The sequence below is a fragment of the Streptomyces sp. NPDC001787 genome (genome assembly GCF_040297465.1).
Classification (GTDB): Bacteria; Actinomycetota; Actinomycetes; order Streptomycetales; family Streptomycetaceae; genus Streptomyces.
Map to the genome: position 1 here is coordinate 130,449 of NZ_JBEOZE010000021.1, position 14,972 is coordinate 145,420.

Here is a 14,972-nt window from a genome sequence, read left to right on the forward strand (position 1 = left end):
GTACTTTCGTCGTATTGCCTCACGGCCCCGGCGCCTGGGACCGTGGCCCCATGGTCGACACCCACTCGCGCGGATACCTGCTCGCGGCCCGCAGGATGTTCTGGTCCGGTGCGGCGCTGTTCGGGCTCGGCCTGGCCGCCGGCTGGTCCGCGACGGGGCATTGGGCGACGTCCTGGAACTGCGACCCGACATGCCGGCCGGAGACCAGCACCATGTGGCACGTCATCGACATCACGGCCCGTACGGCCGTCGTACTGGGGACCGCGCTCGCCGTGTCCGCGTTCCTGATGATCATGCTCCGCCGACCGCGTCCCCGGCCGGGGAGCAGCGGCCCCCGGGCGACGGAGTAATCGCGTTCCCCGCTCATGAACGAGTGGATACGGCGAGCGGGAGACCCGGCAAACGGGTCGGTGCGGCGGACAGTGGTGGAAGCCCCCCCGAGGGGGACCACTCCTCCGCCTCGTGATCGCACGCACCCGACAGCGTGAGCCCCGCCCTTCGGGCGCACGGCGCCACTGTCGGCACACGCCCTAAGGGCTGTCCAGTTCCTCAGCCGCGGCGAAGGTCACTTCGGACGCGGGGAGCACGCGGATGCTCCTCCCGGGGAAGCCGAGGTGCCGGAAGATCTCGTTGTGGTGCGCGATCGACCGCCCCGGCGCGGCGTACTCGCCGCTGTCGGGCCGGACGGACGTGGTGTGTCCGTCGGCGACCAGCACCAGGTCGTACTCATGGCTCAGCGCCTGTCGCGCCGTGGTGTCCACACAGATCTCGGTCGCGAACCCGGTGACGATCACCTCGGTGATGCCCCGCGCCTTCAGGACCGTGTCGAGGTCTGTGCCCAGGAAGCTGTCCGGGCTGCTCTTGTGGACGACGCTCTCGCCGGCGGCGGGCGCGAGTTCGGGCACGATCCGCCAGCCCTCGGTCCCGGCCTCCAGCCCGGCACCCCGGTCCTGGATCGTGACGACCGGTATGCCGGCGGCTGTGGCGCGTTCACGCAGGCCGGCGATCACGGCGACGGTCTCGGCGGCCCGGTGGGCGATGGCCACCGGGCCGTTCTGCATGTCGATGACGAGGAGCGCGGAAGCGTGTGACATGGGGTCACGGTAGCGGCTCCCCCGCGGGCAGCGGCATGATCACGGAGTTCTGCCCGTCACCTCGGTCACCGCCTGTCCCGGTGCCGGGGAGCGCAGCCACACCGCCGTGTCGCGGGGCAGCCGGCCCCCGTCGTCCAGTGGGCCGCTGGACAGGATCAGTTGCCCGTACGCCGGGAGGGCGGCGGGCTCGTCGGAGAGGTTGACGACGCACATCAGGCCACGCGCGCGGGTGAAGGCCAGGACACCGTCGCCGGCCGGGAGCCAGGCCAGCGGTCCGTCGCCGAAGCCCCCGGCGGTACGGCGCTGCCGGAGTGCCTCGCGGTAGAGCGTGAGCATCGAACCGGGGTCCGCGCGCTGCCGGTCGACGGCGTAGCGGGACCAGTCCCGGGGCTGGGGCAGCCACGGCTCGGACGTCGAGCCGAATCCGTACGACGGCGCTTCGGCGTTCCAGGGCAGCGGGACACGGCAGCCGTCCCGCCCCGGGTCGGTGCCACCGGAGCGGGCGTGCATGGGGTCCTGGATGCGGTCGCGGGGGATGTCGGCCTCGGGCAGACCGAGTTCCTCCCCCTGGTAGAGGTAGACCGATCCGGGCAGGGCGAGGGTCAGCAACGCTGCGGCGCGGGCGCGCCGGGTGCCGAGGCCGAGGTCCGTGGGCGTGCCGAAGGCCTTCGTGGCGAAGTCGAAGCCGGTGTCCTCGCGCCCGTAGCGGGTGACCGTGCGGGTCACGTCGTGGTTGCACAGGACCCAGGTCGCGGGGGCGCCGACGGGGGCGTGCTCGGCGAGGGTGTCGTCGATGGTCCGGCGGAGCCGGTCCGCGGCCCAGGGACAGGCGAGAAAGTTGAAGTTGAACGCGGTGTGGAGCTCGTCGGGGCGCAGATAGCGGGCGAAGCGCTCGGAGTCCGGCAGCCAGACCTCGCCGACGAAGACACCGTCGTACTCGTCGGCTATGGCGCGCCAGGAGCGGTAGATGTCGTGGAGTTCGTCCTGGTCGATGTACGGGTGGGGGTCGACGCCCTCGGTGAAGTCCGCCAGCGCCGGGTCCTTGGCGAGCAGGGCGGCCGAGTCGATCCTTACGCCCGCGACTCCGCGCTCGAACCAGAAGCGGAGGATGGATTCGTGTTCCGCGCGGACCGCCGGGTGGGCCCAGTTGAGGTCCGGCTGTTCGGGGGTGAAGAGGTGCAGGTACCACTCGCCGTCCGCGACGCGGGTCCAGGTCTGACCGGAGAACTGGGAGGGCCAGGTGTTGGGCGGGAGCTCTCCGCTCTCCCCGCGGCCGGGCCGGAAGTGGAAGAGCTGCCGCTCGGGGCTGCCGGGGCCGGCCTCCAGCGCGGCACGGAACCAGGCGTGCTGGTCGGAGACGTGGTTGGGGACGATGTCGACGATGACCCGGATGCCGAGCTCCCGGGCTTCGGCGATCAGCTTCTCGGCCTCGGCGAGCGTACCGAAGGCGGGGTCGATGGCGCGGTAGTCGGCGACGTCGTAGCCGCCGTCCACCAGCGGGGAGAGGTACCAGGGCGTGAACCAGACCGCGTCGACGCCTAGTTCGGCGAGGTAGGGCAGTCTCGCCCGGACACCCGCGAGGTCTCCGGTGCCGTCCGCGTCGCCGTCGGCGAAACTGCGCGGGTACACCTGGTAGATGACGGCGTCGCGCCACCAGTCGTCGGTGCGATGCGAGTGAGGGGCTGCCACGTGACGGTCCTTTCGGGCAGTTCGGGTGTTCTCCGGGGGCGGGCGAGTGGCCGGGGTCGGTATGCGCCGGTCAGCCCTTGAGGCCGCCGGCGGTGAGGCCGCTCATGATGTTGCGCTGGAAGACCAGGAAGATGAGCAGGGTCGGGAGGGAGGCGATCGTCAGGGCGGCGATCAGCACGTTCACGGGAACACCGTTGGAGAGCGAGTAGATGCCGACGTTGAGCGTCTGTTTGGAGGGGTCGGGCAGGGTCAGCATCGGCCAGAGGAAGTCCTTCCAGACCCCGACGACGGCGAAGATCGACACCACGCCCAGGATCGGCCGCGAGATGGGCAGCACGATCGACCACAGGGTCCGTACCGGGGAGGCGCCGTCCATGGACGCGGCGTCCAGGGTCTCCTTCGGGATCGAGTCGAAGAAGCGTTTGAGCAGGAAGATGTTGAAGGCGTTGGTGACGGACGGGAGCCAGATCGCCCAGGGGGTGTTGAGCAGGTTGCGCTCCACGATCGGGACGTCGAGGACCGTGAGGTACTGCGGCACGACCAGGACCGTGGCCGGGATCATCAGGGTCGCCAGCATCATGCCGAGAATGGCCTTGCCCAGGACGGGCCGGAGCTTGGAGAGGGAATAGGCGGCCGCGACGTCCAGGACGAGCTGGAAGGCGAGGGCGCCGAACGCGTAGTAGACGGTGTTGAGGAGAAGGGTCGCGAGGTCCATGACCTCCCAGGCCCGGCTGTAGTTCTCCGGTGCGAACGTCCCGGGGACGAGGGTCGGCGGCGTCCGGATCACTTCCTGGGCGTCCTTGAAGCCGCTGGACACCAGCCAGTAGAGGGGCCCCAGGAACACCAGGGAGAACCCCCCGACGACCACGGCGAAGACGATCCAGTAGACGGCCTTCCCCCCGGGGCGGGCGAGTTGGGCCGGTGCGATGAGTGTGCGTGTGGACATGTGCGGTCTCCCGGCCTACTCGTCCTCGGCGCGGCTGAGCTTCACGTACGCCGCCGAGAACCCGGCCAGGAGTACGAGCAGGAGCAGGCCGAGCGCCGCTGCGGCACCGTAGTTGTTGAAGTTGAAGGCGTACTGGTAGATGAGGTGGACGACGGTGGTCGTGGACCCCTCGGGTCCGGCGCCGCCGGTGAGCAGGAACGGTTCGACGAATACCTGCATGGTCGCGATGACCTGCATCAGGAGCATCAGCGAGAGGATGAGCCGCGTCTGCGGGATGGTCACGTGCCAGACCTTGCGCAGCAGTCCCGCCCCGTCCAGCTCGGCCGCCTCGTACAACTCCCCGGGAATTCCCTGGAGGGCCGCGAGGTAGATGAGGGTGGCTCCGCCCATGTTCATCCAGGTCGAGGCGATGACGACGGAGAGCATCGACAGAGCGGGGTCCTGGAGCCATTGCTGTGCGGGCAGGTGGAGGAAGGTGAACAGCTCGTTGAGCAGGCCGTAGCCGGGATCGTAGAGATACTTGAAGAGGAGGACCGAGGCTACGGGCGGCAGCATCACGGGCAGGTAGACGAGCAGCCGCAGATATCCCTGGGCGTGGTGGAACTCGTTGATGACGAGGGCGACGGCGAACGGGACGGCGAATCCGAGGACCAGCGCGAGCACGGTGAACAGGAGCGTGTTGCGCCATGCCTGCCAGAACGCCGGGTCGTTGAGGACCGTCGCCAGGTTGTCGAGGCCGACCCAGCTGGTCCGGCCGCTCTCGGTCTTCTGGAAGGCCAGGAAGAACTCCCGGACCATCGGGTACCACGAGAACACCGCGAAGCAGACGACCGCGCCGATGAGGAATCCATGGGCGGTGAGATTGCGCCGCAGGCTCCTGGAGAACCGGCCGCCGGCGGGTACGGGGCGGGTCGTCGGGGGCGGGGAGTGGCGGGAGGATCCCGCCTTGCCCGGGGTGAGGCTGGGGGCCGACATCGTCACTCCTCGGTGCTGGCCTGTCGGGTTCCGGTCCCGCGGAGGGCCGGACGTGGGTGAGCCGCGCGGGGGCGGACGGGTCCGTCGGGACGGGCGGGCGGTACCCGGCCGGGGCTGTGGGACGGTGCGCCCCGGCCGGGTCCGGTCACCGGTCGGCGAGGATCTGGTTGACCTGCGCCTCGGCGGTGGCGAGGAGCTTGTCGATGTCGGCGTCCTCGTTGGTGAGGATGCCCGACATGACGTTGTCGAGGATCTTGTAGATCTCCTGCGCCTTCGGCGGCTCGGCCTTGCCGGCGACGGGGTTGTCCATGAACGTCTTGAAGTTGGCGACCGGCATCGTGGCATGTTCGATACGGGAGGCGTCGTCCTCGGTCTTGGACGCGTTCAGCCAGAAGTTGGGCTGCGGGATGCCGACCGGGAGCCTGTCGGCCTTGGTACGGGCCCAGTCGAACTGGCCCTTGCCGACGGTGAGGTTCTTGAAGTTGAGCCAGGCGATCGCGGCCTTGATCCTGTCGCCGGAGATGCCCTTCTTGACCATGTAGTTGTTGCCCCCGGCGAGGGTGTTCCGCTCCCCCGGGATCGGGCCCATGCCGAAGTTCTCGTACTTCGCGCCGAGTTGCTGGACCATGTACGCGATGTCGTCGGGCGCGGCGAGGAACATCCCGAGCTTGTCGGTGGCTATCTGCTTCTGGAGGTCGCCCCACTTGAGCAGCTGGGTCTTGCCCATGCTGTCGTCCTGCCACCGCATGGCGTGGAGGTTCTCGGCGACCTCCGTGCCGAGGTCGTTGTTGAAGGCGGCCTTCCTGCCGCCGGCGTCGACCACCTCACCGCCGACGCTGTACATCTGCGCGGTGAAGTGCCAGCCGCCCGTGTTCCCCGCGCTGTACTCGCCGAAGCCCGCGATGCCCTCGCCCAGGTCCGCGATCCTCCTGGCGGCGGCGCGGACGGCCTCCCAGGTGCGCGGCGGGGCGTCGGGGTCCAGGCCCGCCTGCTGGAAGAGCTTGCGGTTGATGAGCAGGCCCATGGTGTAGTTGCTGGTGGGCAGGCCGTACAGCTTGCCGTCCTGCTTGAGCGAACCGAGAACGTTCGGGTCGATGTCCCCCAGCGCGGGGACGCTCCGGTCGTTGACGTACGCGGTGATGTCCGCGGCTCCGTCGTTGTCGAGCACCTGCGGCAGGTCGGTGAAGTAGGTGTAGAACACGTCCGGCTGGGACTTGGCCTTGAGCATCGCCGTGAAGCGGGGCGGCTCCAGGCACTGACCGGGTGTGGAGCGGCCCTCGATGGTGACATGGGGGTACGTCTTGTTGAACTCGGCGACGTCCTCCTTCCACTCCTTCAGTTCCGCCGCCTTCGCCGCGGGGGGCATGCAGTCGATGGTGAGTGTCACCTTGGTCTTCGGGTCCAGCGGGGCAGCGGGGTCGCTGGACCCACCCCCCTCGGAACCAGCGCTGCCGTTGCCGCTGCTGCTCGTACCGCAGGCGGCGAGAGCCGTCAGCGTGAGGGCCAGGACAAGGGTGACCGCGCTGGCGCGGCGGGTACGGCGGAACCGGGCACTTCTCATGAGTGGTCCCCTTCGGGCCATGAAAGTGGAGGACGCCCCATCGCCGGTGCGTTGTGGGGCGCCGCACACTCAACCACCCCCGCCAAGCGCACGCAAGATATCGTGCTGATTTAGTAATTGACTGACAGGGAGAAGAACAGAATGCGCGGAACCAGGCCAGACGGAGGACAGTTCACGTAACGGGCGCCACGCGACCGGGGTGCGCCGCAGGAGCACGAAGGGGCGACGACAAGGGCCCACGATGCCTGCGGCCGACACCCCGCCCCATACCCGCGGATGACTCCCCACCTCCGCATCCATCGCCCGAACCGGAAGCCACCTGGTCACCTGTCGCACGCGAACGACACGACAATGAACGCAAGATCAGCACAGCCAACCGCAAGAAGCCTGCATCAACCAGGGGCCCTCCCCCGCCAGACCGCGGGAACGCACCCGGCGCAAGCCGCGGATGCGGCTTGCGCCGGACTCGCTCCCCCACAGGCCGGTGCCCGGCCGTTACGGGTTGATGTCGAACGTGAACGTCGATGTGGTGTTGCGGACGTCCAGGGCATTGCCGCTCAGTTCGAGCCCGTTGAACGTCACCTCACCCACCGCGGGGCCCTGGCCCGACTCCGGCATCTCGTTGGCCCAGAGACCGAAGCCCGACTTCGCGTCGAACGCGTCACCGCTCCTGCGCGCGCCCGTGATCGAGATGTCCGTGAACACGGTGTCCTTGATCGGGAACTGTGGCCGGCCGCCCACGTAGTTGGTCTGGAACATCACCCCGCTGTAGGTGGGGTCGATGATGTCCACATCATTCACCCTGATGCCCTGGAAGACCTTGGAGGCGGAGAAGACCCAGATGCCGGGGAAGGTCTGGGAGCCCCAGAAGTGGCCGCCGGCCCGGACGATGGAGATGTTCTCGAAGGTCGTGGGATCGGTACCGAAGCCGTTCATCGGGTAGCCGAAGTCCAGGGAGGAGATGGTGATTCCCGCGTAGACGAGAGTGTCGGCGATGTGGATGTTGCGGAAGGTGTTGTTGTAGCCGCCGTACACGGCCAGCCCGGCCGCTCGCCAGGTCAGGGTGGTGGAGAGGTTCTCGTAGATGTTGTTCTTCATGTCGGCGCCGCCGGCGTCGATCGCGGAGAACAGCGCGAAGCTGTCGTCGCCGGTCGCCCGCGCGTCGTTGTTGGTGACGAGGTTGTCCGTGGAGCCGTTGGTCATGTTGACGCCGTCGGCGAACATGTTGCGGATGCGGGAGTTCTTGATGGTGATCCGGTCGGTGTCGGCACCCCAGTAGAGGCACACCATGTGCTCGTTCCAGATGTCGTCGATCACGATGTCCGACACACGGGAGAAGTCGAAGACCTTGCCCGGTCCGTCGATGCGCGAGGTGTAGTTGCCGAAGTAGGCGAAGCCCTTGAAGAGCGATCCCTTCGCCGCCGCCTCGGCCCGGAAGCCGATGTCGGTGTTGTCCTGCGCCGAGGGTGCGTGGAACGTCGTGTACCAGGGGCCGGCGCCGATCACCTTGACGGCCTTGCCGTACACCTGGAACTTGCTCGACGTCTCGTAGTCGCCCGGCGGCAGATAGACACCGACGAGCGTCCCGGTGGTGTCCATGCGGACCTTGTCGAGCGCGTTCTGCACGTCCTGGTGGGCGAAGCCTGCGGGCACCGTGTACGTGGCCGGGTCCGGGTTGGCGACCGGGGCGACCTGCTCCAGGTTCACGAAGTCGATCGCGTACGTGGAGGTGTTGGCCGCGTCCTTCTGGAGCCTGATCCTCGAACCCGCCGGAACGGTCTCGCCGAGCCGGAGGTGTGCCTCGTCGTAGATGTGGCGCGGTGCGCCGGCTCCCGGGGAGTTGCCGGGTGAGGCCTCGGCCCCGTACAGCCAGGCGTACTTCGAGGTCAGCGGGAGAGCCTTCTTCATGACGCCGTCGACGTAGACGTTGATCGTGGAGTCGATGCCGCCACCGCCCGGGGCGTCCGGGATCGAGAACCGGGTCACCAGGGTGTTGGCCGGGGCGCGCGTGGTGAACTCGACGTATTCGCCCGTCGCGTCCAGGCTGACGGCCTTGCGGCCGGAGGCCTCGCCCGCGATGTCGCCGATGGTGCGGTTGGGTCCGGCGACGGTGGCTCCGCCGCCCGCGGTGCCGTCCTCCGCCTCGTACATGTCGTACGGCATGTCGGCGCCGCGTCCGACGAAGAGCGGGCGGCCGGAGGTGTTGTTCTCCCGCTTGACCGGCAGTTCGTTGGCGTCGTCGGCGATGACGGTCTTCACCGTGTAGGAGCCGTTGGCCGCGGTCCAGGGGCCGAGGCCGACGTCTGCCGTGTCTCCGGCGGCGATGGTGCCGGTGTGCGCACCCGTGAGGGTCTTGACCGTGGCGCCCCCGGAGTCGAGCACGGTGAGTGTGACACCGTGGCCGCCCGCCGCGCTGGGCCGGGTGCCCTGGTTCTTCAGGGCCACCTCGAAGGTCACCGCGTCCCCCGCGGCCGGGCTGGATGGCGTGGTCGTCACGGAGGCGGCGACCAGGTCGGAGCTGGAGACCGGCTTGACCACCAGGGCGGTGGGGCTGGTGAAGGTGTTGTTCGACTCGTTCTGCTCGATGACGGCGTCCGCCTCGTCGGCGACGGCACTCAGTTCGTACGTCCCTGCGTCGCGGGCCCCGATGGAGGCGCTGACCGTGGTCTCGGCTCCGGCGGCCAGGGCACCTGTCTGCGCGGTGGCGATCCTGGTGCCGCCCAGGCGCAGCGCGACCCTGCTCGACGGCGCGGCGGCCGGTCCGCTGTTGCGGACGGTGGCACGGACCGTGATGGCGTCCGACTCGACGGGCGCGGTGGGTGTGGTGGCCAGTCCGGTGACTTCGAGGTCCGGGTTGGGGGCGGGGACACCGATCACCTGGAACTCGGCGAGCTGGCCGGCGGCGGACCCGGAGTTGGCGGTGAATCTCAGGCGGACGTCGGCGACCCGGGCGGAGAGGGGGATCGTGACGGTGTTGCCGCTCGCCGGGTCGAAGGAGTAGCTCTTCGCGCCGACGAGACCGGTGAATTCCGAGGCGCTCTGTTCACGCCCGAGGACCTCGACGGTCTGATCGCGGGATGCCCAGACGGAGTCCGGGACGAGTGCGAGGACGAGGCGGTCGATGTCGGCGTCGGCGCCCAGCTCGACGGTGAGCGTGTTCGGGTAGCTGCCGCCGGCGCCTTCCCAGTAGGTGTGGGTGCTGTTGTCGTTGGCGTTGGCCGCGACGAAGGTGTGGACCGTGGAGGAGGCGTTGATCTTCTTGCCGACGGCGAGGTTGGAGCCCGCGCCGCCGGTGCCGTTGCGGGTCACCGCGTTGCTGTCGGGCGACCGGTTGCCCGCCGCGTCCTTCGCACGGACGCGGTAGGTGACGGTGGCGGAGGCCGGCCGGGTGTCGGTGTACGTGGTGACCCCGCCGGCGACGACGGCCAGGAGCACGTTGTCGGCGTACACCTCGTAGCCGGTGACGCCGGTGTTGTCCGAGGACGCGTTCCAGCTGAGCTCGACCCGGCCGGCGGCGGGCTCGGACAACGACAGGTTCGCGGGCGCCGTGGGGGCCTGGGTGTCGCCGGTGTCGCCGGTGCGGGTGACGGTGTTGCTGTCGGCCGACTGGTTGCCGGCCGCGTCCCTGGCGCGGACGCGGTAGCTCACCGTCTCGTTCGCCGGCCTGGTGTCGGTGAACGTGGTGACGTCGCCCTCGACGCCGGTCAGCAGGGAGCCGTTGGCATAGATGTCGTAGCCGGTCACACCCGTGTTGTCGGTGGCCTCGGTCCAGGTGAGCCGGATCCGGTCCGTGGCCGGCTGGGTGAGGGCCAGGTTCCCGGGCGCGGTCGGCGCCTGGGTGTCGCCGCTCCCGGGTCCGTACACCTCCAGCTCGGAGACCTGGGCGGCGGGCTGGACGCTGTTCGCCGTCACCAGGACACGGACGTACCGGGTGGTCGCCGCGTCGAAGGTGATCGTGGCGGACTGTTCCCCGGCGGCGTCGAAGGTGTACGCGCGGGCGGCGGTCAGGTCGGTGAACGCGGTGCTGTTCGTACTGCCCTGGATCTTGAGGGTCTGGCTGCGGGCGCCCCATCCCCCGGGCAGGCGCAGGACGACCCGGTCGACGCGGACGGACGCTTTGAGGTCGGCCTGGATCCACTGCGGGAGGGCGTTGTTGGCGCTCTCCCAGTAGGTGGCACGGTTGCCGTCGTTGGCGTTGGCCGCCGTGTACACCTCGGTGTGGCTGCCGGCGGTCAGGGGGCGCCCGGTCGCGAGGTTGGTGGAGGAGCCGTCGGCCGTGTGCACCGCCAGCTCGGAGAGCTGGGCGGACCGCGCACCGGTGTTGGCCGTGATGGTGACGCGTACGAACCGGGTCTGTGTGGCGGGGAAGCCGACGGTGACGGTGTTGGCCTCACCGGGACTGAAGGTGTAGGAGGCGGAGCTCTTGAGCGTGGCGAAGCTGGTGCCGTCCGCGCTGCCCTGGACGGAGACCGTCTGGTCGCGGCGCTCCCAGTCCGCGGGCAGTTTCAGGACGACCTCGTCCACCCGGGTCGTGGCACCGAGGTCGGCCTGGACCCATTGCGGCAGGGTGCTGCCGGCGCTCTGCCAGTAGGAGCCCTGGTCGCCGTCGGTGATGTTCGCGGCGTCGTGCCCGGCGTGGGCGCTGCTGGCCGCCGCGCTGTCGCCGAGCGCGATGTCCGGGCCGCCCTCGGCCCGCGCGGTCACCAGTGGACCGCCCAGTACCAGGAGGCTGCTCGCGATCACGGCGCTCAGGCACCGCGATCTCCAGTTGTGGATACTCATCTGACCTCTGTCCTCCATATCGGCCTCGGGCACGACGGTGCGCCGGGGCACGGCTCGGGGAAGTGCTCTGCGTCGGACGGCGCGTCCGGCCACGGCGGCCCGCCGCTGCGGGCCGCCGCTGCGGGCCGCCGTGGCCGGCGGGGTGGGGACGGAAAGGGGTGGGAGGGGTGGAGTGGGGTGTCAGCCCGTCCCGTTGACGACGAACTGCGAACCGGGCTCGATACGGATGTCACCGTCGGCCGAGTCCGTGATGGTCACACCGCTCAGCGTCGCGCTGCCGCGGGCGCCGCTCATCGCGAGGATTCCCGAGCCGTTGACCGACTTGTCGATGCGGACGTCCGTGATCTTGACGTCCGGCATCTCCCCGCCCCCCGTCTTGAACTGGATCCCGTCGTACGTCGAGTCGAGGATCTCGGTGTCCCGGATGGTGACGCCCGGGATGCCCTGGCCCTGCGCGAAGAGCGTGATGGCGCCGAACTCCTGGTCCTCGTTCCAGAAGGCGCCCCCGGTGCGGTGCAGCGCGTTGTTGGAGATCAGGGTCTGCCCGGAGAAGGGAAGCGGGTCGTGGTCGGTCGCCAGCATGATGCCGGGGTAGTTCATGGTGTCGGAGATGATGTTGTTCTCGATGGTGTTGCCGTATCCGCCGTAGACGGCGATGCCGTTGGCCCGCCACGGCAGTTGGATCGTGTTGTTGCGGAAGTGGTTGTCGTGCCCCACGTCGACCGAGGTGTCCTTGACGTACTTGCTGGCCCAGACGGCGAGGGCGTCGTCCCCGGTGTTGCGGAAGGACGAGTTGAAGACGGTCGATTCGCGGGTGCCGTTGGCGAAGTTGACGCCGTCGGCGTACGTGTTACGGATGCGCATGCCGGTGAACTCCAGGCCGTCTCCGGGTCCCCACAGTTCGGGGATGTTGGAGTAGTCCCGGCCGGCCCAGACGCCGACGTTGGCGTGCTCGATCCACACATTGCTGATCCTGGTGTCCTTGCCGAAGCGTCCGTTGAGGCCGACGCCGCCCTCGGCGTTGCCGTCGCCACCGCGGATCGTGCCCGAACCGAAGATCGCGATGTCGGAGATCTGTGTGTTGTCGTCGATGTCGAAGCCGAAGTTCCCCTCGTGCGGGTGGTTGATCCCGCCCGCCTCGTGCGGCGGGGTGAGGGTGTACAGCTGGGAGTGCCACATGCCCGCGCCGCGGATGGTGACGTCCCGGATCCCCACCTGGTTGAACTGGCCCCGGTCGAGCGGGTCGTCGGTGAGGATCTTCTGCTCCTGGCGCCACTGGCCCGCGGGGATCCACACACAGGGGATCCGGCCGTTCTGGTCGTCGGTCACCGCGCGCCGGAGCGCGTCGGTGTCGTCGATGCCGTCGTCGGGAACGGCACCGTACTCGGTGATGGAGGCGCAGTTCGCCGGCTTGGCGGCCGGTGGCGCGACCTGTTCCAGGTCGATCAGGTCGACGATGTAGTACGAGGCCCGGTCGTCGGCGTCGCGCTGGAGCCGGAACCTCGTGCCGGCCGGGTACGACCGGGTGAGCAGGGCGTGGGACTCGTCGAACAGGCGCCGGGCGTCGCCGCCGGGCCGGTTGGTGAGTCCTTCGGGGTCGTCGGTGCTCCCGTACAGCCAACTGTGCTTGGACGACAGAGTCAGTTTCCGGACAAAGACGTCGTCGGCGTAGAGGCTGATGGTGGCCTCGGCCCCGCCGCCGCCGGGGGCGTCGGGGATGGAGTTGCGTACGACGATGGAGTTGGACGGACCGGTGGAGGTGAACTCCACGTGCTCACCGGTGGAGTTGAGACGGACCGACTTCCGCCCGGAGGACTCGGTGGCGAAGTTGGTGTGCCCGAAGGTCCGCTTCTGGTCGGCGGTGAGGAGGGTGCCCTGATAGCGGGCGTCCTCCGCCTCGTACTCGGTGTACGGCACGGCCGCGCCCCGGCCCACGACGAGGGAGCGGGTGAAGACGTTGTTGCTCTCGTCGGTCTCGGTGACGGTGCCGGTGGCGTCGGCGGTCGCGGCGAGCGTGACCCCTCCGGAGGTGGCCGTCCAGCTGCCGGAGATCGGTACGTCGACCGTCCGGCCGGCGCCGATGGCTCCCGCCGTGCCGTTGAGGGTGCTGTTTCCGGCGGTCAGCCGGGTGACGGTGCCGGCCGGGACACCGGTGGTGCCGCGGTTGTGGACCGCGACGGTGAAGGTGACGGCGGAGCCGGTGGCCGGGCTGGTCGGGTTGGTGGTGATGCCGGTGATCCGGAGGTCGGGGCCGGGGCTCTGACCGACGACCAGTTTCGCCGAGGCCGTACGGCTGTTGTTGCTGTTGTCCTGCTCGGGGACGGTGTCGGCCGGGTCGGCCACGGCCGACACGGTGTACTGGCCTGTGGGCCGTTTGCCGACCGGGACCGGGACGGTCGCCGAGGCACCGGCGGCGAGCGCGGGAACCGGGCCGGAGCCGGCCACCGTGCCCTCCACGGCGACCTCGACCCTGGTGGCGGCGGCCGCGGCGGTGCCCGCGTTGCGTACCGTGGCGTTGACGGTCACGGAATCCGTCTCCGAGGGGGAGGACGGTTCCCAGGTCAGATCGGTGACGGTGAGATCCGGGCCGGGTGCCGCCGTGCCCACGACCTGGAACTCGGCGACCTGGGCACCGGGGGCACCGGTGTTGGAGAAGAAGGTCAGCCGCAGGTCGGCGTAGCGGCCGGTCACCGGGATGGTGACGGTGTTCTGCCCGGTACCGGGGCTGAACGCGTAATCGGCCCGCGCCTTGAGCGAGGTGAAGCCGGAAGCGCCCTGCGCGCGTCCGAGTACCTCGATCGCCTGCGTCCTGGCGCCCCACACCTGATCGGGGTTGAGCTTGACGACGACAGCCGTGACATCGGCGTCGGCGCCGAGCTTCACCGTCAGGCCGGCCGGTAATCCGGCGGACTCCCAGTAGGTGGCGGTGCTGTCGTCGTTGGCGTTGGCCGCGACGTAGGTCTGCGTCGTCGAGGTCGCCTCGATGGGCTTGTTCCGCGCCAGGTTGGTGCCCGCGGGCGGTGGATCGACCGGCCCGGAACCGTTCTCGCCGTAGACCTCGACCTCGGAGAGCTGGGCCGCGTCCCAGCCGGTGTTCGCCGTCACCCGGATCCGGAGGTACCTGATCGTCGCGGACGTGAGGCCGATGCTGACGCTGTTCGCCTCGGACGGGTCGAACGCGCGGGACCGGGACCCGGCGAGCGTGGTGAAGGCGCTGCCGTCGGTACTGCCGAGCACCTCGACGGTCTGGGAACGGGCCTCCCAGCTGGTGGGAAGCTTCAGGACCACGCGGTCGACCCGGGTTCCGCCTCCGAGGTCGAGCTGCGCCCACTGCGGGAACGCCCCGGCCGGGCCCTCCCAGTAGGACTGCTGGATTCCGTCGGTGACGTTGCCGGCGACGTACGCCCCATGGGCGCCGCCGGCCGTCGCGGCTGTGCCGAGGGCGATGTTCGGCGGTGGTACGGCTGCCGCGTACGCGTGGACCGGAAGGAGTCCGACAGCGATCAGTCCGGCTACCAGCATGCCGACCATCAGCCGTCGGCTCAGGACTCTTTTGCCTCTCATATGGGCCTCCAAGCGCTGGGCCACGGCTCGGCGTTCCGGTACCGGCCCCGTATCGCAGCAGGATGACGACAAGCACGGCGCCCGGCTGCAGGTGGGGGGACGGCAACAGCGGCTTTCGCCAGGAAACCAGCAGGACTCTGGCGATGAATGACGACGCCCTACCGACATATTGAGCATTTCAGTTAATCTTTTGCGTCGTCGAGGTGTCAGGTTTCTAGCAGGTCACCGCTTTGTCAACAGCCGTGACAGAACCGGGCGAGCGGCGACGCATCCCCGCAGGTCAGTTCGACCACGCGGGGCGGCGGACGGCGGGCAGCCGTCTGCGGACCGCGGGCAGCGGTCTGCCGCAGGAGGGTTCGGG

At 69.4% G+C, this 14,972-nt stretch carries 8 protein-coding genes; 1 reads left to right on the forward strand and 7 read right to left on the reverse strand.

Going from position 1 to position 14,972, the window contains the following annotated elements; translation table 11 throughout:
- Positions 1 to 50: 50 nt before the first annotated feature.
- Positions 51 to 350 (forward strand): hypothetical protein, encoded by a 300-nt coding sequence (locus tag ABT170_RS26485; protein ID WP_351871363.1) that lies wholly within the window; start codon positions 51 to 53, stop codon positions 348 to 350.
- A gap of 180 nt (positions 351 to 530) precedes the next feature.
- Here the strand turns inward: ABT170_RS26485 and ABT170_RS26490 are convergent, their stop codons facing one another.
- From ABT170_RS26490 to ABT170_RS26520, 7 genes are all read right to left on the reverse strand, one after another.
- Positions 531 to 1,094 carry a cysteine hydrolase family protein gene (locus tag ABT170_RS26490; protein ID WP_351871366.1) on the reverse strand — a complete coding sequence of 188 codons (564 nt, stop codon included), beginning with the start codon at positions 1,092 to 1,094 and terminating at the stop codon, positions 531 to 533.
- A gap of 39 nt (positions 1,095 to 1,133) precedes the next feature.
- Positions 1,134 to 2,783: a glycoside hydrolase family 13 protein gene (locus ABT170_RS26495; protein WP_351871369.1), complete on the reverse strand. Its 1,650-nt coding sequence runs from the start codon at positions 2,781 to 2,783 to the stop codon at positions 1,134 to 1,136.
- 70 nt (positions 2,784 to 2,853) lie between these two features.
- Positions 2,854 to 3,729, reverse strand: coding sequence for a carbohydrate ABC transporter permease (locus ABT170_RS26500; RefSeq protein WP_329943564.1), 876 nt, complete (start codon positions 3,727 to 3,729; stop codon positions 2,854 to 2,856).
- A 15-nt stretch (positions 3,730 to 3,744) separates the two neighbouring features.
- Positions 3,745 to 4,704, reverse strand: coding sequence for a carbohydrate ABC transporter permease (locus tag ABT170_RS26505; protein WP_351871373.1), 960 nt, complete (start codon positions 4,702 to 4,704; stop codon positions 3,745 to 3,747).
- Between the two features lie 145 nt (positions 4,705 to 4,849).
- A complete protein-coding gene (locus ABT170_RS26510; protein ID WP_351871376.1) occupies positions 4,850 to 6,265 on the reverse strand; it encodes an extracellular solute-binding protein in 1,416 nt (471 codons plus the stop codon).
- Between the two features lie 495 nt (positions 6,266 to 6,760).
- Positions 6,761 to 11,047, reverse strand: a complete 4,287-nt coding sequence (locus ABT170_RS26515) for a discoidin domain-containing protein (RefSeq protein ID WP_351871379.1) — start codon at positions 11,045 to 11,047, stop codon at positions 6,761 to 6,763.
- A 180-nt stretch (positions 11,048 to 11,227) separates the two neighbouring features.
- Positions 11,228 to 14,611 carry a CARDB domain-containing protein gene (locus tag ABT170_RS26520; protein WP_351871382.1) on the reverse strand — a complete coding sequence of 1,128 codons (3,384 nt, stop codon included), beginning with the start codon at positions 14,609 to 14,611 and terminating at the stop codon, positions 11,228 to 11,230.
- Positions 14,612 to 14,972 lie beyond the last annotated feature (361 nt).

What these genes read in the sequence shown, in the direction of transcription:
- ABT170_RS26500 (WP_329943564.1), bottom strand. Translation starts at nt 3,729, where the DNA reads ATGTCCACACGCACACTCATCGCACCGGCCCAACTCGCCCGCCCCGGG.
- ABT170_RS26485 (WP_351871363.1), top strand. Translation starts at nt 51, where the DNA reads ATGGTCGACACCCACTCGCGCGGATACCTGCTCGCGGCCCGCAGGATG.
- ABT170_RS26505 (WP_351871373.1), bottom strand. Translation starts at nt 4,704, where the DNA reads ATGTCGGCCCCCAGCCTCACCCCGGGCAAGGCGGGATCCTCCCGCCAC.
- ABT170_RS26510 (WP_351871376.1), bottom strand. Translation starts at nt 6,265, where the DNA reads ATGAGAAGTGCCCGGTTCCGCCGTACCCGCCGCGCCAGCGCGGTCACC.
- ABT170_RS26520 (WP_351871382.1), bottom strand. Translation starts at nt 14,611, where the DNA reads ATGAGAGGCAAAAGAGTCCTGAGCCGACGGCTGATGGTCGGCATGCTG.
- ABT170_RS26515 (WP_351871379.1), bottom strand. Translation starts at nt 11,047, where the DNA reads ATGAGTATCCACAACTGGAGATCGCGGTGCCTGAGCGCCGTGATCGCG.
- ABT170_RS26490 (WP_351871366.1), bottom strand. Translation starts at nt 1,094, where the DNA reads ATGTCACACGCTTCCGCGCTCCTCGTCATCGACATGCAGAACGGCCCG.